General features: G+C 73.6%; 13 protein-coding genes and 2 pseudogenes. 11 read left to right on the top strand and 4 right to left on the bottom strand.

Annotated features, from left to right (window positions below; genetic code table 11):
• Nucleotides 1-36 precede the first annotated feature (36 nt).
• Nucleotides 37-3,846 carry an ABC transporter ATP-binding protein gene (locus ACFXKZ_RS16330; RefSeq protein ID WP_380000834.1) on the bottom strand — a complete coding sequence of 1,270 codons (3,810 nt, stop codon included), beginning with the start codon at nt 3,844-3,846 and terminating at the stop codon, nt 37-39.
• An 85-nt stretch (nt 3,847-3,931) separates the two neighbouring features.
• On the opposite strand from ACFXKZ_RS16330, the pseudogene ACFXKZ_RS16325 reads away from it, so the two are divergent.
• The 3 genes and pseudogenes from ACFXKZ_RS16325 to ACFXKZ_RS16315 all read left to right on the top strand — a co-directional run.
• Nucleotides 3,932-4,153 (top strand): annotated as a pseudogene (locus tag ACFXKZ_RS16325) (family 1 glycosylhydrolase); the annotation flags it as partial.
• 124 nt (nt 4,154-4,277) lie between these two features.
• Nucleotides 4,278-4,595 (top strand): annotated as a pseudogene (locus ACFXKZ_RS16320) (family 1 glycosylhydrolase); the annotation flags it as partial.
• Nucleotides 4,596-4,846: 251 nt separating this feature from the next.
• On the top strand, nt 4,847-5,065 hold the full coding sequence (locus ACFXKZ_RS16315) for a hypothetical protein (protein WP_380000832.1): 219 nt from the start codon (nt 4,847-4,849) through the stop codon (nt 5,063-5,065).
• A 244-nt stretch (nt 5,066-5,309) separates the two neighbouring features.
• Here the strand turns inward: ACFXKZ_RS16315 and ACFXKZ_RS16310 are convergent, their stop codons facing one another.
• A complete protein-coding gene (locus tag ACFXKZ_RS16310) occupies nt 5,310-5,867 on the bottom strand; it encodes a heme-binding protein (protein ID WP_078978721.1) in 558 nt (185 codons plus the stop codon).
• Nucleotides 5,868-6,182: 315 nt separating this feature from the next.
• Between ACFXKZ_RS16310 and ACFXKZ_RS16305 the strand changes: the two genes are divergently transcribed.
• The 7 genes from ACFXKZ_RS16305 (at nt 6,183) to ACFXKZ_RS16275 (ending at nt 14,931) form a co-directional block, all read left to right on the top strand.
• Nucleotides 6,183-7,346, top strand: coding sequence for a sensor histidine kinase (locus tag ACFXKZ_RS16305; RefSeq protein ID WP_380000829.1), 1,164 nt, complete (start codon nt 6,183-6,185; stop codon nt 7,344-7,346).
• On the top strand, nt 7,343-7,975 hold the full coding sequence (locus ACFXKZ_RS16300; RefSeq protein ID WP_380000826.1) for a response regulator: 633 nt from the start codon (nt 7,343-7,345) through the stop codon (nt 7,973-7,975). The genes ACFXKZ_RS16305 and ACFXKZ_RS16300 overlap by 4 nt, the downstream gene beginning before the upstream one ends.
• 95 nt (nt 7,976-8,070) lie before the next feature.
• Entirely contained in the window at nt 8,071-8,976 is a 906-nt protein-coding gene (locus tag ACFXKZ_RS16295; protein WP_380000824.1) for an SDR family NAD(P)-dependent oxidoreductase, read from the top strand.
• Nucleotides 8,973-9,995 (top strand): TIGR03617 family F420-dependent LLM class oxidoreductase, encoded by a 1,023-nt coding sequence (locus tag ACFXKZ_RS16290; protein WP_380000822.1) that lies wholly within the window; start codon nt 8,973-8,975, stop codon nt 9,993-9,995. Before ACFXKZ_RS16295 ends, ACFXKZ_RS16290 begins: the two co-directional genes overlap by 4 nt.
• 355 nt (nt 9,996-10,350) lie before the next feature.
• Nucleotides 10,351-10,479 carry a hypothetical protein gene (locus ACFXKZ_RS16285; protein ID WP_380000819.1) on the top strand — a complete coding sequence of 43 codons (129 nt, stop codon included), beginning with the start codon at nt 10,351-10,353 and terminating at the stop codon, nt 10,477-10,479.
• A 280-nt stretch (nt 10,480-10,759) separates the two neighbouring features.
• Entirely contained in the window at nt 10,760-12,328 is a 1,569-nt protein-coding gene (locus ACFXKZ_RS16280) for a putative Ig domain-containing protein (RefSeq protein ID WP_380000817.1), read from the top strand.
• A gap of 374 nt (nt 12,329-12,702) precedes the next feature.
• Complete coding sequence (locus ACFXKZ_RS16275; RefSeq protein ID WP_380000815.1) at nt 12,703-14,931, top strand: HelD family protein; 2,229 nt, start codon at nt 12,703-12,705, stop codon at nt 14,929-14,931.
• A gap of 105 nt (nt 14,932-15,036) precedes the next feature.
• On the opposite strand, the gene ACFXKZ_RS16270 is transcribed toward ACFXKZ_RS16275, so the two are convergent.
• Nucleotides 15,037-15,972, bottom strand: a complete 936-nt coding sequence (locus tag ACFXKZ_RS16270) for an alpha/beta fold hydrolase (protein WP_380000812.1) — start codon at nt 15,970-15,972, stop codon at nt 15,037-15,039.
• Nucleotides 15,973-16,007: 35 nt separating this feature from the next.
• Nucleotides 16,008-16,934: an SDR family NAD(P)-dependent oxidoreductase gene (locus ACFXKZ_RS16265; RefSeq protein ID WP_380000810.1), complete on the bottom strand. Its 927-nt coding sequence runs from the start codon at nt 16,932-16,934 to the stop codon at nt 16,008-16,010.
• Between the two features lie 337 nt (nt 16,935-17,271).
• Between ACFXKZ_RS16265 and ACFXKZ_RS16260 the strand changes: the two genes are divergently transcribed.
• Nucleotides 17,272-17,595, top strand: coding sequence for a ubiquitin carboxyl-terminal hydrolase 14 (locus ACFXKZ_RS16260; protein WP_380000808.1), 324 nt, complete (start codon nt 17,272-17,274; stop codon nt 17,593-17,595).
• Nucleotides 17,596-17,678: the final 83 nt, after the last annotated feature.

The following is a 17,678-nucleotide window of genomic DNA, read 5'->3' as shown; positions in this document are numbered from 1 at the left end:
CCTCCCCGAACCAGCCGGCCGCCCGCAACGGCCCGGTCAGGCCGCGCGTTTGGGGGTGGTGGTGAAGGCTGCCCATAGGGAGGCGTAGGGGCCGGACCTGGTGAGGAGTTCGGTGTGGGTGCCGAGTTCGACCAGGCGGCCGCGGTCGATCACCGCGATGCGGTCGGCTCGGGCGGCGGTGGTGAGGCGGTGGGCCACGACCAGGGTGGTGCGGCGGCCGGTGAGGGCTTCCGTGGCTCGGGTGACGGCGGCCTCCGTGGCCAGGTCGAGCGCGGCGGTGGCCTCGTCGAGCAGGAGGATGTCCGGGTCGACCAGGTAGGCCCGGGCGAGCGCGATCAACTGGCGTTGCCCGGCCGACAGGTTGCGGCCGCGTTCGCCGACGTCGTGGAGGTAGCCCCCGGGCAGGTCGGCGATCGCCGCGTGTGCGCCGACCGCGCGGGCCGCCGCCTCGACCTCGGCGTCGCCGGCGTCCGGGCGGCCGTACGCGATGGCGTCCCGGACGCTGCCCGGGGCCAGATACGCCTCCTGTGGAACGATGCCGAGCCGGTGCCGGTAGGCCGCGAGGTCGTAGTCGCGGACGTCCACCCCGTCCACCGTCACCGCGCCCGACGTCACGTCGTAGAACCGGGCCACCAGCTTGACCAGCGTCGACTTCCCCGCGCCCGTCTGCCCGACCAGCGCGAGCGTCTCACCCGGCTCGATCCGCAGCGTCACCCCCGACAACACCTCGGGCGACCCCGCCGCCACCGACGCGACACCCGCCTCCGTCTGCGCGAACGCGGGCGCGTTGTACGCGAAGTGCACGTTCTCGAAGGCGATCGCGCCCTTGAGCCCGCCGACCGGCACCGGCACCGCGGTGGCCGGCGGCGGCGTCGTGGTGGGCGTACGCAGCAGATCGCGAATCCGGCGCAGCCCCACCGCCGCCTGCTGATACCCGTCGAACACCTGCGAGAGCTGCTGGATCGGCGAGAAGAACATGTCGATGTAGAGCAGGTACGCGATCAACGCACCGGCCGACAACGTCCCGCCGCCCACCCGATGCGCCCCGACGATCAGCGCGAGCGCCGCCGCGAGGCTGGACAGGAACTGCCCGAACGGGAAGTAGAGCGCGATGTAGCGCTGCGCCCGAAGCCGGGACGCGCGGTAGTCGTCGCTGCGCTCGGCGAACCGCTCCGAGTTGCGCCCCTCGCGCCGAAACGCCTGCGACACCCGCAACCCCGCGACGTTCTCCTGGAGATCGGCGTTGACCACGCTGACCTTCTCGCGCGCCTCCGTGTACGCCTTCGACGACCGCGACCGGAACACCACCGTCGCCGCGATCAACACCGGCAACACGCTCATCACGATCAGCCCGAGCTCCCAGTCGAGCACGAGCAGCGCGACCATGATCCCGAAAAAGGTCAGCACACTGACCACCGCGCTGATCAGCCCGGTCTGCAAGAACGTGGACAACGCGTCCACGTCGGTGGTCATCCGGGTCATGATCCGCCCGGACAACTCGCGTTCGTAGTAGTCCAGACCGAGCCGTTGCAGATGCGCGAACGTCTTCACCCGCAGCGTGTACAGCAGCCGCTCGCCGGTGCGCCCCGCGACCATCGCCTGCCCGACGTTGACGAACCAGTCCGCCGTCACGATCACGACGGCGATCAGCGACACCGTCATGATCGCGTCGGTGGCCCCGTCGTCGATGCCCCGGTCGATCCCGTCCCGGATCAGCGCGGGCAATGCGAGCTGGGCCCCGGTGTCCAGGATCACCAGGACGAACCCGAGCAGCAGCGCCCAGCGGAACGGCCGCAGCAGCGACCGCAGATCGAACGCCGTGTCCGAGCGCCGCGCCGCCACGTCGTCCACGTCGGGCGTATCCGTCGCCGGGGGCAACTGCTCCACCTGCGCCAGCAGTTCGGGCGTGGCCTGGAGCATCGCCGCCCAACTCCCCGGACCACCACCGGTCTGGGTACCGGCCACCGCGCTCGCACTCCGTGCCGGGCGATCGGACGCCGTCGCGCGATCCCACAACCCGGGCGTCACCCCGTTCGCGCCACCCGAGGCCGCCCCCGCCTCGGGGAGCGCCGACGGAAGGTGCGCGTCCACCCCCTCGGCGTCGTCGCCCGGACCGGACAGCAGCAGGCCATACAGCGGACACCGCGCGGTCAATTCGTCGTGCGTGCCCACGTCCACCAGCCGGCCCCGGTCCAACACCGCGATCCGGTCGGCCAGTTCCAGCGTCGAGCGGCGGTGCGCGACCAGGATCGTGGTCCGCCCCGCCATCACCCGGTGCAGCGTGGCGTGGATCTCCGCCTCGACCTTGGGGTCCACCGCCGAGGTGGCGTCGTCGAGCAGCAGGATGCGCGGATCGGTGAGCAACGCCCGCGCCAGCGCCACCCGTTGCCGTTGCCCGCCGGACAGCGTCAGCCCCTGCTCGCCGACCACCGTGTCGTAGCCGTCGGGCAGTTCGCGGATGAACTCGTCCGCCTCGGCCGCCCGCGCCGCCGCGAGCACCTGCTCGTCGGTCGCGTCCGGCCGGCCGTAGGCGATGTTGGCGCGCACCGAGTCGGAGAACAGGAAACTGTCCTCCATCACCAGCCCGATCGCCGCGCGCAGCGAGTCGAAGGTCAGGTCCCGCACATCGCGCCCGTCCACCCGGATCGCGCCCGACTGCACGTCGTAGAACCGGGGGAGCAGCATCGACACGGTGGACTTGCCCGATCCGGACGTGCCCACGAGCGCCAAGGTCTCACCCGGCTCCACCCGCAGCGACAGCCCGTCCAGAACCGGCCGCGAGGCGACGTAGCCGAACCGCACATCCGCCAACTCGACCGAGGCGGCGACCGCCGGCAACACCTCGGCATCCGGCTTCTCGGTCACGATCGGCTGCGAGTCGATCACCTCGAAGATACGCTCCACGCTGGCCCGCGCCTGCTGGCCGAAGGTCAGCAGACCGGACAACATCCGCACCGGGCCGACCAACTGGCCCAGGTAGGCGGAGAAGGCGAGGAACGTACCGAGGGTGATCTCGCCGCGCACCGCCAACCACCCGCCGAGCGCGAGCACGCCGACCTGACCGAGCGCGGGGATCGCGGACAACGTCGGTGTGTACCGGCTGTTCAATCGCACCGAGCGCAACCGGGACGCGAACAGCGTGCGCCCGGCCGTCTCCAGCCGGGCCAACTCCTGCTCCTCCTGCCCGAAACCCTTGACCACCCGCACCCCGGTGACCGCGCTCTCCACCACCCCGGCCAGCGCGGCGGCGTCCTGTTGGGCCTGCCACGTCGCCGGAAACAGCCGCCTCCTGGACAGGTAGGCCACCGCGAACAACCCCGGACCCACCGCGAGTGAGACCACCGTGAGCAGCGGGGACAGCCAGAACATCACGCCGAGCGAGATGACGAACAGCAGTACGTTGCCGGTCATCATCGGGACCATCGCCATGAAGCCCTGGACCATGGTCACGTCGGAGATGCCCCGACTGACGATCTGCCCGGTCTGCAACTCGTCCTGCCGGGCGCCGTCCAGACGGGAGAGCGCGCCGAAGATCCGGGTGCGCAGGTCGTACTGCACGTCGAGGGACAACTTGCCGCCGACATAGCGCCGGGCGTAGGCGCACCCGAAGGTCACCAGGGCCGCGCCCACGAGCAGGATCGACAGCGGCACCAGGTTGCCCAGCTCGCCGGCGACCGCGTCGTCGACCACCCGGCGCTGGACGAGCGGTACGAGCGCGGTCACGGCCATCCCCACCAGGGAGGCGCCGAACGCGATCAGCACGCTGCTCCGATACCGCCACGAGGCCGCCATGAGTCGGCGGAGCCAGCCGTGTTCGGGGCGGCCTGGCGCGGGTCCGGTTGTCATAGCCAACCATTCTAATTGTTAACCCAGAAAACGATGTTCGGACAAGCACACCGAGCCCTGGACCCCGTACACCCACCGGGCCATCATGGGCCGCGCCCCGGCGCGCCGGGGCCGACCTTCGCCCACCGCCGTCCCACGGAGCCGCTGCGGCCACTACCACCGCCGGGCCGAGGACGTCGACCTGATGGCCGGCCTCGGCGTGGACGCCTACCGCTTCTCCATCGCCTGGCCCCGTGTACAACCCGACGGCCGGGGCCGGCCCAACCCGGCGGACCCGGACTTCCACGACCGCCTCGTCGACGCGCTGATCGCCCGCGGCGCCGCCACCCGGACCTGGCCGCCTACGGCCTCGACCGCGACGCGCTGTCGTTCGTCGAGCCCGGCGACCTCGACCCGATCGGCGACTCACCGACCGGTCTGGGCGTCAACCCGGACTCGGTACGCGCTACGGCGACGCGCTGCCGCCGATCCGGATCACCGAGAACGGATGCTCGACCGCGGAGGGCCGGGACGATCCGGAACGCATCGCGTTCCTCGACGGCCATATCGCCGCGGACGCCGCGACGGGCAAAGCGGGAATCGACGTGCGCGGCTATTACGTGTGGTCCCTGCTCGACAACTTCGAATGGGCCGAGGGCTATCACCGGCGCTTCGGCCCGATCCATGTCGACTTCGCGACCGGGACCCGCACGCCGAGGGCGTCGTATCACCGGCTGCGCGAGCGCATCGGCGTCGGGCGGCCCGGATAACGCCCGGCACGGGACATGGACACGTGTGGGAGCGCGCAGGCGCGCAATCCTCACCCTTCCGAGTGAAATTGCGTGTCCTGACCCCTGGGCCAACCGATGACGTCACCCGGGAGGGCGAACGGCGCCTTTTTCTTTGCCGACAAAACCTTAGAGTTGCCGCGCCGCCATGAAATCCCCGGGCGGTGCGGCGGAGCCGTGCCCGGAATTCCCCGGTGCGGCGGGACGCCGATTCGATTACCCCGACGTCCCCGGTGAAGGGCAATTCCATGGTCAAGCACGGATTTCGCAAGGCGGCAGTGATCGCGACCGCGGTCATCTTCGGCTCGATGGCCTCGCTCTACATTCCCGCGGCACGCGCCGCGCAGACGCCCCGAGAGCCGCTGACGCCGGACAGCTTCCTGCCCGCGCAACTGCTGTTGCCCTTCCAGAGCGCCGTCTTCAACACCCAGGGAGCGGTGCTCTTCGGCTGATCCGCGCCGGGTGGCGGAAAAGCGCGATCCGGTGTAGGGCCGATGCGGGCGGCCCAAGGACCGGAGCGGGCGGTGTACGGGCCCACGCCGGCGGCCGGTGCACGGGCCCCTGCCGGCGGCGCTGTACGAGCACCCCTGCCGGCCGGGCCGGCCACGCCCGGTGGGCGATCCCGGAGGCGGGGAGGTCGCGGCGGTGCGGGCCGCGACCTCCCCCTCCACCCCGGGATCGTCTCTGGGCGGTCTGCTACTTCAGCTGACCGGCGATCGCGGCCAAGCCCTCGGCGGCGTACTTCTCGTCCAGGTCGCCGGCGGGGGCACCGGCCACCCCGATGCCCACGATCGGGGCGCCGTCCACCGCCACCGGCACCGCGCCGGCCAGGAACAGCGTGCCGGGGATGTCCCGGAGCGAGGCGCCCGGCGCGGTCACCCGCTGGGCCAGGGCCGAGGTCGGCGCGTTCCAGGACACGGCGGTGTACGCCTTGCGCCGGGCCGACTCCTCCGACTGCGGGCCCGCGCCGTCGCCCTTGAGCACCACACGCGTCGAACCGTCGCGGGCCACCACGACCACGGTGACCTTCTGGCCGTCCTTCTCGGCGGCGTCGAGCGCGGCCTGCGCGGCCTTGCTCGCGGCATCCACGCCCAGCGTCTTGACCTGCACCACGGCCGGCGCCGGACGCGCGTCGTGCCGAGCCTCGGTCGCGCTCGGCACCTGCGCCGCCGCGACACCGGCGGTGACCGCGCCGACCGCCGCCAGCGAGAAGACTCCGGTCAGCACCCGACCACGCGTGGAAAAGTTGCTCATCGCCCTACCTCTTTCGCATCTCCCGCGACCGTCTCGCGTCGTTTCCGAGCGGTGGTCGTCGGGTGGTTTTCCCGATGCCTCCACCCTCCCGGCCGCGCGCCCGCCCGCCATCGGCAAAGCCGCCGGTTCCGGCACGCCGGTCGGGCGGTGCGAAGATCAACCGATCGGCCGATCCGCGCCCGGGCGAGCCGGCCCACGGTGGAGACGACCGTCGATCCGCGTGCGTCGCGCGTGATCGAGCCGACCGGGACAGGGAACAGGTACGTCGTGCCCCGACAGCGAACACAACCGTGGCCTGTCCGGCACGCCGGGCTGGTGATCCACGCGGGATTCCTGCTGCTGATCGCCGCGTCGCTGGGCCGCTACACGGTCCGGCACGGTACCGACGGCCGGGCCCCGTGGGTGTTCGCTCTCGCCTCGCTGCTCGCCGCGCTCTACCTGGCCGGCCTGGCGCTGCCGCCGGAGCGTTCGCCCGCCCGGCGGGCCTGGCTGGCCGCGGTGCTTGCCGCGTGGCTGGCGCTGGTCACCGCCGCGCCCAGCTTCGCGTGGTGCGCGGTGCCGCTGCTGTACACGGGCCTGCGGGTGTTGCCGACCCGCGCGGCGATCGGCACCGTGGTCCTGCTGACGACGGCCGTGGTGATCGCCCAGTATCGGCTCGCCGACACGATCGACCCCAGCCTGTTCCTCGGCCCGCCCGCGGTCGCCGCGATCGCCACGGCCGTATTCACCCGCATGCGCAGCGACCAGGAACGGCTGCGCGACACCGCCGCCGAACTGGCCGTCAGCGAGCGCCGGGCGGGCACGCTGGCCGAGCGCGAGCGGTTGTCCCGGGAGATCCACGACACCATCGCCCAGGGCACCTCCAGCCTGCGCATGTTGCTCCAGGCCGCCGACCGCGCCTGGGACACCGACCCGGCCGCGGCCCGCGCGCACGTACGCCGGGCCGAGCAGGTGGCGGCGCTCGGCGTCGAGGAGACCCGCCGCTTCGTCCGGGACCTGGCGCCCGTCGAACTGGCCGACGCACCGGGCCTCGCGGGCAGCCTGGCCCGGGTCGTCGACCGCTTCCGCGCCGACGACGGGCCCGACGTCGCGCTCGCCGTGGACGGGCGCCCCCGCCCGCTGCCCGCGCCGGTCGAGGCCGCGCTCACCCGAACCGCCCAGGGCGCGCTGGCCAACGTACGCGAGCACGCCCGGGCCCGGGCGGTGCACGTGACCCTCACCTACCTGCCGGACCGGGTCGCCCTGGACATCCGCGACGACGGCGTCGGCTTCGACCCGACCCTGCCCCGCGCCGGCGACCTGCGCGGCTACGGCCTCCCCTCGCTGCGCCGCCGACTGGCCGAGGTCGGCGGCGAACTCACCATCGAAAGCGCCCCCGACGAGGGCACCGCCCTGGCCGCCACCGTCCCCGACGCCGCGGCTCCCACGACCCACACCTCGCCCCCGCTCGCCGATCCCGACCCCGGAGCCGCCCCGTGACGCCGATCCGTCTCGTCGTCTGTGACGACCACGCCGTGGTGCGGGCCGGGCTGCTCGCCCTGTTCGCCGGTGAGGACGGGATCGAGGTGATCGGGGAGGCGGCCGACGGCGAGGAGGTGGTCCGGCTCGCCGCCGCGCTGCGCCCCGACGTGGTGCTGATGGACCTGCAACTGGTCGGCGGGATCGACGGCGTCGAGGCCACCGGGCGACTGCTCGCGCTGCCCGAGCCGCCGCACGTCCTGGTGTTGACCATGTACGACACCGACGCGGACGTCTCGCGCGCGATCGAGGCGGGCGCGGCCGGCTACCTGCTCAAGGCTGGCAGCCCGGAGGACCTGTTCCGGGCGGTGCGCGACGCCGCCGCGGGCCGCACCGTACTGGCCCCGGAGGTGGCCGCCCGCCTGTTCAGCCGGATGCGCAAGCCGGACAACACGCTCACCGCCCGCGAGGTGGAGATCCTGCAACTGCTCGCGCGCGGTGTCGGCAACGCGGAGATCGCCCGCCGGTTGTTCATCTCCCAGGCCACGGTGAAGACCCACCTGGGCCACATCTACGCGAAGCTCGGCGTGGACACCCGTACCGCCGCGGTCAGCGTCGCCACCGAGCGCCGGCTGATCCGGCTGACCTGACGGCCCGTCACCCGGGGCCTCGACAGCCTTGCCAAGGCAACCTCCACACTCCATAGTGCTAAACACAGTCAAGCATCCACTGTGCGGAGTGTGCCATGCCTTTCGGACCCGACACCACCACCGACGAGGTCCTGGCCGGCCTCGATCCGAGCGGTCGCACCGTGCTGATCACGGGCGGCACCTCCGGTCTGGGGCGGGAGAGCGCGCGGGTGCTCGCGGCGGCCGGGGCGCGCGTGGTGGTGACCGCGCGCGACGCGGACAAGGGCCGGGCGGCGCTCGCCGAACTGCCCGACGGCGTCGAGTACGCGGTGCTCGACCTGACCTCGCTCGCCTCGATCCGCGCGGGCGCCGCACAGGTGCGCGAGCGGTTTCCCCGCGTCGACGTGCTGATCAACAACGCGGGCGTGATGGCCACTCCGTTCGAGCGCACCGCCGACGGCTTCGAGCTGCAGTTCGGCACGAATCACCTGGGCCACTTCCTGTGGACCAACCTGCTCGCGCCGACCCTGGGCGCGGGCGCGCGCGTGGTCAACCTCAGCTCCGCCGGACACCTCGCCTCCGACGTGCGCTGGGCCGACCCGAACTACGAGAGCGCGCCGGAGGAGTACCACCCCTGGACGGCGTACGGCGCGTCCAAGACGGCGAACATCCTGTTCATCGTCGAACTGGACCGCCGGCTGCGCGAGCGCGGCGTGCGCTGCTACGCGGTGCACCCGGGCATGGTTGCGACCAACCTCGGTCGATACCTGACCCCCACCGCCGGGCGTGAGTTGCACAAGAAGGTCACCGCCGCCAAGATGCCGCCGCTCAAGCGGGTGGAGAGCGGCGCCGCGACCCAGGTGTGGGCGGCCACCGCGCCCGAACTCGCCGACGTCGGCGGGGTGTACCTCGCCGACTGCGCGATCAGCGCGGAGCATGCGCCGTGGGCGCTCGACGTGGCCGCGGCGGCGCGGCTGTGGACGCTGTCCGAGGCGCTGGTCGGCCAGGACTTCCCCGGGTGAGGGTCTACACCGGGATGGACCCCCGGACGCCGCTGCGCGAGGTGCCGGCCTACGCGCGGCGCGTCGAGGCGGCCGGGTTCGACGGGCTGGGCGTCGCCGAGACCGTGCACGACGCGTTCGCCGTGGCGCTGCTCGCGCTGGAGCACACCGAGCGGATCGTGGTGCGCACCTCGGTGGCCCTGGCGTTCGTGCGCTCGCCGCTGCTGAGCGCGTACGGCGCGTGGGACCTGGCCCGGTTCTCCGGCGGACGGTTCGAACTGGGCCTGGGCAGCCAGGTCCGGCAGAACATCGAGGACCGGTACGGGATGCCGTGGTCGGCGCCGGTGGAGCGGATGCGGGACTACCTGGGCGCGGTCCGGGCCGCGTTCGAGGCGTTCCGGACCGGCGAGCCGCCCGCCCACCACGGCCCGCACCACCGACTCACCCGGATGCAGCCCTACTTCAACCCCGGCCCGGACCCGGACACCGCGCCGCCGAGGATCCTGCTCGGCGGGGTCGGCCGGGGGATGTGCGCGCTGGCGGGCGAACTCGCCGACGGGCTGGTCACCCACCCCACCAACTCGAATCCGCGCTACCTGCGGACGCTGGCCCGCCCGGCCGTGGCCGAGGGGCGCGCCCGCGCGTCGGCCCCGCGCCGGTTCGAACTCGTCGCGGGCACGCAGTTGATCGCCGGTCCGGATCGGGCCGCGCTCGACGCGGAACGCGAGCGGCAGCGGCGACTGTTCGCGTTCCTGTACTCCACGCCTGCGTATCGCGGCACGCTCGATCTGTACGGCTGGGGCGAACTCCAGGACCGACTGGGGGCGATGATTCGCCGCGACGCGTGGGCGGAGACGGGTCGGCTGGTCACCGACGAGGTGCTGGACACGCTCGTCCCGATGGCCACCTACGAGGAGTTGCCGGACCTGATCACCGCGCGCTGGGCCGGTCTGGCGGACGCGGTCACCGTGCCGCTGCCGGGTGACCCGGCGCACGACGGGCGGATCCGGGACGTGGTGCGCGCGCTGCACCGGGCGTGAAACGGCGGTCCGGGCGCGGCGGTTCGCCGGGCCGCCCGGGCGGGCGGAACGGGGGCGACGGACCCGCGAGCGGGGGGAATGCCCGCGGGCCCGCCTTCCTCGGCGGCGCACTGGGGGGAGGTGCACGCCGCCGGCCACCCCGCCGGTACCGTCCCGGGCCCGGCGGGAGCTTGAGGCCACGATGCCCGGTCGACGGCCCTTCGCGCCGGAGGATCGCCAATTCCGGTCCGCAGCAATCCGCAAACCCAGTCCACCTGACGAGGATTGGACCTTTTACGGCGGTCCGATCATGCGAAGAATGGGAAGTGGCCCGTCGTTCCGCGAGCCGATTCCATCGTGTCGTCGGGAGCGTCTCGTGAACGCGTACGTCGCCTGGTTCCTCGTCCTGTTCGCGGCGGCGATCGCGCTGCTCGGGCCCCGCTACGGCGTCGATTCGCGCGACGGCGCCGACTGGTCCGCGCCCGGGGGGCGCCGCCGACCGTGAGCGCCGCCCGCGAGTGGGGCTTCGCCGACGAGATATCTGACGGATGGTCAGGTTTGCCGGGTCGCACCCGTACAGGCGGCCTACAACGGCGAATTCCATCGGGTGATCTTCCGGCGGGGGGCACTCCCGGTCCTTCCCGGCGACCGCTAGCATCCGCGCTGAGGAGCTGCCGGAAAGCCGAGCGCGCGGAATCCGCCGAACCCGGGAAAGCGGGGGTCGGGGTGGGCCGTCCGGTGCCGTCCGGTATCGAGAGCCGCAGCCCACCCGGGGGTCCATCTCCATGCACAGCGTCATTCGCCGTCGTCGCCCGCGCCCTCGGTCCCTCGGCACGGGACTGTTCGCGGCGGCGATCGTGCTCGCCGCCCTCGCCCCGGCAGCCGCCGCGGCCGCGTCGCCGGCCGGCATCCGCTCCCGACCCGCCGCCCCGACCGACCCGGGCGGCAGCACGCAGGTGCAGACCCCGGTCACCGGGGCCGGCGACCATCGGGTCACCGTGCCGGCCGGCGCGACCGCGATGACCGCCACCGTGTACGGCCGGGCGGTCGGCGGCACCCAGGGCACGTCGGTGGCCGGCTCCGCCGCGGTGTCCGCGGGCGGTCCGCTCCAGGCCGGCGCGACGCTGGTGGTGCGGATCGCCGACGGCGCCACGACGTTGATCTCGGCCTCGACCCCGATGCCCTGGCTGCACGCCCCCGCGGCGGGCGCCGGTGTGCCGTACGCCGATCCGTTCGTCTTCCCCGGCGCGCAGACGTCCGCGACCGGCGGCGTCGGCGACGGGCACGCGCTGCTGTCCTTCACCGTGCCCGCCGCGCAGGTGGGCGACGTGCTGCCGGCCATCGACTTCGGTGCCTCGCCCGTCGGGCAGAAGGCCACCCGCAACCTGCCGATCACCGCGAGCGGCGACGTGCCGTTCATGATCTCCGCCGCGACCGCGGACGGCCCGTTCGCGATCGACCCCGGCGGCACCACCTGCGCCTTCGGCCCGGACACCAACGTGCCCGGCGGGTCCTCGTGTTCGTTCGCCGTCGTGTTCACCCCGACCAAGCGCGGCGCCGCCGCCGGCAAGCTCACCCTGACCGGCAACATCCCGGGCGGCAGCCGCACGGTGACCCTGGCCGGGGTGGGCAGCGGCAAGCCGGGCGCCCCCGGCGGGTTGTCGGTGACGGCCGGACAGGGCCAGGCCGTGCTCTCCTGGATGCCCCCCGCCGACACCGGCGACAGCCCGCTCACCAACTACCTGATCCACCGCTCGACCAACGGCGAGGCCGCCGCCGACACGCCGCTCACCACCCTCGGCGCGGACACCCTGACCTACACCGACCAGGGCCTGGACAACGGCACGACCTACTCGTACACGGTGAGCGCGGTCAACGCGGTCGGCGAATCCGATCCCTCCGCCGCCGTCGACGGCGTGCCCTCGGCCGCACTGGTGCTGCCGGCCGCCGCGCTGCCGCCGGCGACCGTCGGCCGCGCCTACACCGCCAAGCTGGCCGCCCAGGGCGGCACCGCCCCGTACCACTGGATCGCCGACGACCCGCTGCCGCCCGGCCTGGCCCTGGACCCGGACAGCGGAGTGATCACCGGCACACCGACCGCGGCCGGCGAGACCGGATTCGGCGTCACCGTCTCCGACAACGCGCCGGCCAAGCACGAGGCCAAGGCCCGGTTCGGGATCACCGTGACCGCGGCGGTCGAGGCCGCCGGGCCCGCCCGCGCCGCCCTCGCGCCGGGTGACGGCGGCGGTGGCGGCAGCGCGGGACCCTCGACTTGGCTGTGGGCGATACTCGGCGGTGTCGGCCTGATCGGCGTGGTGATCGCGGTACGCCTCCTCCGAGCCCGCCGCACCTGAACGACCGCATATCCCCGCCGGCCGCACCCGACCGGCCCCGTCCCGGCCCGGGCCGGCCGCGCCCGAGCGGTCTCTCCCACCCGGGCCGATCCGCCCGATGCCCGCCCATCCCGGGGGGCCGGATCGGGGCCTTCCGTCCCCGGGGCCGGCGTGCGAGCGGCGTTCCGCCCCGGGTCGACCCGCCCGGGCGTCGCGGACGGGGGCGCGGGTCCCGAATACTGTGTCCTCTGTCCTCCGGGGGAGCACCCCCGACCCCAGCCGCAACCCCCGTGGGCGGATCGGCCCGCGGGAAGACGGCGCCGGCGACACATACGATCGTCGACGCGTCGTCCACCGTGGGCGCAGACCTGTGTCACGTCACAAGGAGCTTCTCTATGCCCGCGCCGGCAGGCGACCCCCAGGCCAAGGAACACGAGCTCGCCGCGGAACAGGGCCACGTCGACCGCTCCTACGCGCGCCTGGAACACATGCGCGACGAAGCCCAGGCACTGCTGCGGCAGGGCTACCGGCAGGCGCAGGTCGGCACCCGCGCGGCCCTGGTCGAGCGCGACGTCATGGTCTACCGCGCCGAACTGTGGGCCCGCTCACTCGACGCCGCCGACGACGGCCTCGTCTTCGGCCGGCTCGACCAGCTCGACGGCGAGACCCGGCACATCGGTCGGATCGGCATCCGCGACGAGGACAGCGAGGTGCTGGTCGTCGACTGGCGCGCCCCCGCCGCCGAGGCCTTCTACCGCGCCACCCCCGACGACCCGCGCGGGGTGATCCGCCGCCGCGTCCTGCACTGCCGGGGCCGCTCGGTCGTCGACATCGAGGACGACCTGCTCGACCCGGACGCCGCCGGCGACATGGTGATCATCGGCGACGGGGCCTTCCTGGCCGCGCTCTCCCGCACCCGCGACGGCTCGATGCACGACATCGTGGCCACCATCCAGCGCGAGCAGGACGAGGCGATCCGGGCGCCCATCGACGGCTCGGTCCTTGTCCGCGGCGGCCCGGGCACCGGCAAGACCGCCGTCGCGCTGCACCGCGTCGCGTACCTGCTCTTCCAGTACCGCCGCCGGTTCGGCTCGCGCGGCGTGCTCGTGGTCGGCCCCAACCCCCGCTTCACCGCCTACATCGAACGGGTCCTGCCCTCCCTCGGCGAGGGCGGCGCGGTGCTGCGCTCCCTCGGCGACCTCGTCGACGGGGTCGAGGCGGCCTACCACGACGACGCCGCGACGGCCCGGCTCAAGGGCGCCGCCGTGATGAGCGGGCTGCTCCGCCGCGCCGTGGCCGACGTGCCCGCGGGCGCGCCGACCGAATTCGCCATCTCGCACCGCGGCACCCGGATCGTGCTCGACCACAAGGCGCTGCGCCGGATCCGCCGCGAGGTGCTGGCCAAGAACCGCGGCGGCCCGAACACCGCCCGCCTCCAGGTGGCCCGGCAACTGCTCACCGAGCTGTGGGGCCGACTGCTCTCGCGCGGCGCCGGCCGCGGCGAGAAGGACGCCTTCCACGAGGACGTGGCCGCGCGCGACGAGTTCGCCGCGTTCCTGCGCGCGTGGTGGCCGCTGCAGCGGCCGGTGGACGTACTGGCGGGGCTGGCCGACCCCGAGCGGCTGCGCCGCTTCGAGCGCGACCTGACGCCCGAGCAGGTGGCCGTGCTGGCCGGCTCCTGGGCCCGGACCGCGCGTACCGGCGAGGTCTCCTTCCACGACGTGGCGCTGATGGACGAGCTGACCGGGCTGCTCGGGCCGCTGCCGCGCAAGCGCACGCCGGCGCACGGCAGCCCCGACGAGGACAACCCGTACGTGGTGGACGGCCGGGACATCTTCAGCGGCGAGACGGTCGGCCGGGACGTGCCCGACGAGATCACCGAGGTGACCACCTACGCCGACCGCATGTCCGGCGGGCGCGGCGCGCGCCGCGCCCGCGACGAGGACGAGGACGAGCCGGTCGAGTACGCGCACATCGTCGTCGACGAGGCGCAGGACCTGACCCCGATGCAGTGGCGGATGCTGGGCCGCCGCGGCCGGCACGCGACCTGGACCATCGTCGAGGACCCCGCGCAGAGCGCCTGGGAGGACCCGAGCGCGTCGGCCGAGGCGATGGCCGAGGCGCTGCGCGAACGCCGCCGGTACGAGTTCGAGCTGACCACCAACTACCGCAATCCGGTCGAGGTGGCCGACGTCGCGGCCCGCGTGCTGGTGCGCGCGGTGCCCGGTGCCCGACCGTCGCGGGCGGTGCGCAGCGGCGGCGAGCCGCCGACCGTGCACGCCACGGCGGGGGAGCGGACCGGTCCGGTGGTGCGCAAGCTGGTGCGCGAACTCCTCGACGCGGTCGAGGGCACCATCGGCGTGGTCACCCCGGTCGGCGCGACCGAGGACCTGGCGGCCGACCTGGCCGGCCTGGACGCGCGCGTGCAGCTGATGGACGCGCTCGACGCCAAGGGCCTGGAGTTCGACGTCGCGGTGATCGTCGACCCGCGCGGGATCGTCGAACAGTCCCCCAACGGCATGCGCACGCTCTACGTCGCGCTGACCCGGGCCACCCGGCTGCTGGCCGTGGTCACGGGGGACCCGGACTGGACCGCGGAGCTGCTTGGCGTCGAGCCGAGCTGAGCCTTCCCGGTCGCGCCCGCACGCCGGGCTCGCGGCCGGCTGTCCTCGAACGCCGGACGGGCCGGATCGCATCGGTCCGTCCGGCGTTTCGCGGGCGGACACGTCTCAGGCGGCCCTGCGCCCGCATAGATCGCGTAGGGGACCGATCACGCTGTCCGGGCGTTCGGTGCAGACCATGTGGCCGCAGTCCGCGGCGATGTGCAGTGTGGCGTCGGGCAGCTCGGCCGCCAGTGCTCGGCTGTGCGCGAGCGGGGTGAGGCGATCATGGGCGCCGACCACGATGTGCACGGGTACGGTTCCCAGCGCCGCCAGCGCGCCGGCCTTGTCGTGCCGGGCCAGCGCCGGGAAGAAGCCGCACACGGTGGTCATCGGCGTCGCGAACAACATCCGCGCGCACTCGCGCACCAGGATCGGGTCGGCGTCGGGACCGAACAGGCTCCGGCGCACGATCCGCAGGTGACCCGGCCGGTCCGGGCCCGGGAGCAGCGTGCGACCCCGGGTGAACACGCGCGGATACCGCTGTCCGAACGCGAAGAACCGGGTCTGCGCGACCGACCTGAGCCGCACCGACGCGGGAAACCCCCGGCCGGTCGGCACCAGGTCGCCCGCCGAGGTGCCGACCAGGACCACCCCGGTGATCCGCGACCCGAACAGCTCCGGCCGGGTGGCGGCCAGCGCCATGATCGTCATACCGCCCATCGAGTGCCCGCACAGCACCACCGGGCCGCCGGGCGCCACCGCGTCGATCACGTCGGCGAGATCGTCGCCGAGCAGGTCGATGGTCCACGGCGAGGCCCGCCCGGCGGTGGATCGTCCATGTCCGCGATGGTCGTACGTGACCACCCGGGCACCCGCCGCCACCAGCGCCTCGACATGGGGCCGCCATACCTCGCCGTGCAGCGTCCAGCCGTGCGCGAAGACCACCGTGACGGCCGCGTCCGGCGGCCCGGCCACCCGCGCGACGAGCGCCGCGCCGTCGCCGGTGTGGATCGTGGTGTCGTGCCGAAGGAGAGTCCCGGTGCCCCCGGTGTCCGTCGCCATGTTCGCCTCCCGCGCGTGCGCCCCTCCGCTACTTTCTACCCACCGGTAACGGGGTTCGAATACCCCTCCGCCGACAAGGCCGGCGCCGATCCCACCCCGTTCGGCGAGGAGAGCGCGGGCCCGGCCGGGATCAGTGTGCTCGACCCCCGCCGCCGGGACACCACCCGCACCAGCGGTTCGAACACCGAGCCGAGCAGCCGCGAGCCGACGTCGATCGCGGTGGCGTCGGCGCCGACGAACACGCGGGACCGGCCGCGCCGCACCCCGCTCAGGATGATCCGCGCCGCGCGCTGCGCCGAGGTGCGCGAGACCGAGTCGTGCAGGGCCACCACCCGGCCCTTGTCGTGCCCGGCGGCGGCGCGGGAGTTGCGCACGATGTTCGTCCGGATCCCGCCCGGATGCACGGTGGTCACCCCGACCCCGGAGCCGGAGACCCGCTGCTCCTGGCGCACCGATTCGGTGAAGCCGCGCACCGCGTACTTGGCCGCACAGTAGGCGCTCTGCGACGGCACGCCGAACAGGCCGAACACCGAGGAGATGTTGACCAGGTGCCCGTCGGGCGAGCGGCGCAGGTGGGGGAGGAAGGCCTTGGTGCCGTACGCCACGCCCCAGAAGTTGACGCCCATCAGCCACTCGAAGTCGTCCCAGGACATCTCCTCGACGCCCGCGGTCAGCGCCACGCCCGCGTTGTTGACCACCAGGTCCACCCCGCCGAAGCGCGCGGCGGTGGCGTCGGCCCAGGCCAGTACGGCGGCCCGGTCGGCCACGTCGAGAACTTCGGTGTGCACCTCGCGTGCGCCGAGCCGGGCGGCCCGTGCCGCGGTCTCGGCCAGTGCCTCCGCGTCCACGTCGGCGAGCGCGAGGCGCGCGTCGTGCGCGGCCAGTTCCGTCGCCAGCGCCCGGCCGATGCCCGATCCCGCGCCGGTGACGACGCACACCCGTCCGGTGAAGTCCCGTATCACGCGTACTCCCTGGGAATAATCGGATAATCCGATAACTGGCCTGTGCAGCCTGTCGAGACGCCGTCCGCGTGGGCCGGCGCCGCCATCCGGAGGCTACTGAGGGCCGTGAGCGGCACGGAAGAGCGGGTACGCGCCGGCCGGTGGGCGGGAAGCGTGCTTGGGCCAAGGCACGGATCCGGGGAGCGTCACCGAGACGCGCGACCGGGACACGTGACCGAGGCGCATGATCGCGGCGCGCGTGGCGGTCCGCGTGCCGGGGAAGGTCCGCGTGGTAGGCAGGGGATGATCGGGCGCACGCAAGGGGTGTCGCCCGCCGCGCCGGATGAGGAGTACGACGATGGCCCGGACGCAGTACCAGGTGGTCCAGGACGGTGCCGGACGGCCCACGGACACGCCCTGTGCGCACCTCGACACACTGCCCGAGAACGTGCGGCCGGGATCGACCGAGGGTTGCGAGGACTGCCTGCGCAACGGCACGCAGTGGGTGCATCTGCGGGAATGCCTGTCCTGTGGGCACGTCGGCTGTTGCGACAGCTCGCCGAACCGGCACGCGAGCGCGCACTGGCGCGAGGCCGGACATCCGCTGGTGCGCTCGTTCGAGCCCGGCGAGGACTGGGCGTGGTGCTACGCCGACGAACTGGTCGCGGTGCCCGTGGACTGACCCGCCGACGCCCGGGCCCGGCCGGGCCGCGTCGTGCCCGGGCGATTGTCGGTGCGGCTGCCTAGACTCTGCCGCGTGGTCGA

It is taken from the genome of Embleya sp. NPDC059237, assembly GCF_042754105.1.
Classification (GTDB): domain Bacteria; phylum Actinomycetota; class Actinomycetes; order Streptomycetales; family Streptomycetaceae; genus Embleya.
The sequence above is the reverse complement of the archived record's forward strand: the minus strand, read 5'-3'. Positions and strand labels throughout refer to the sequence as shown.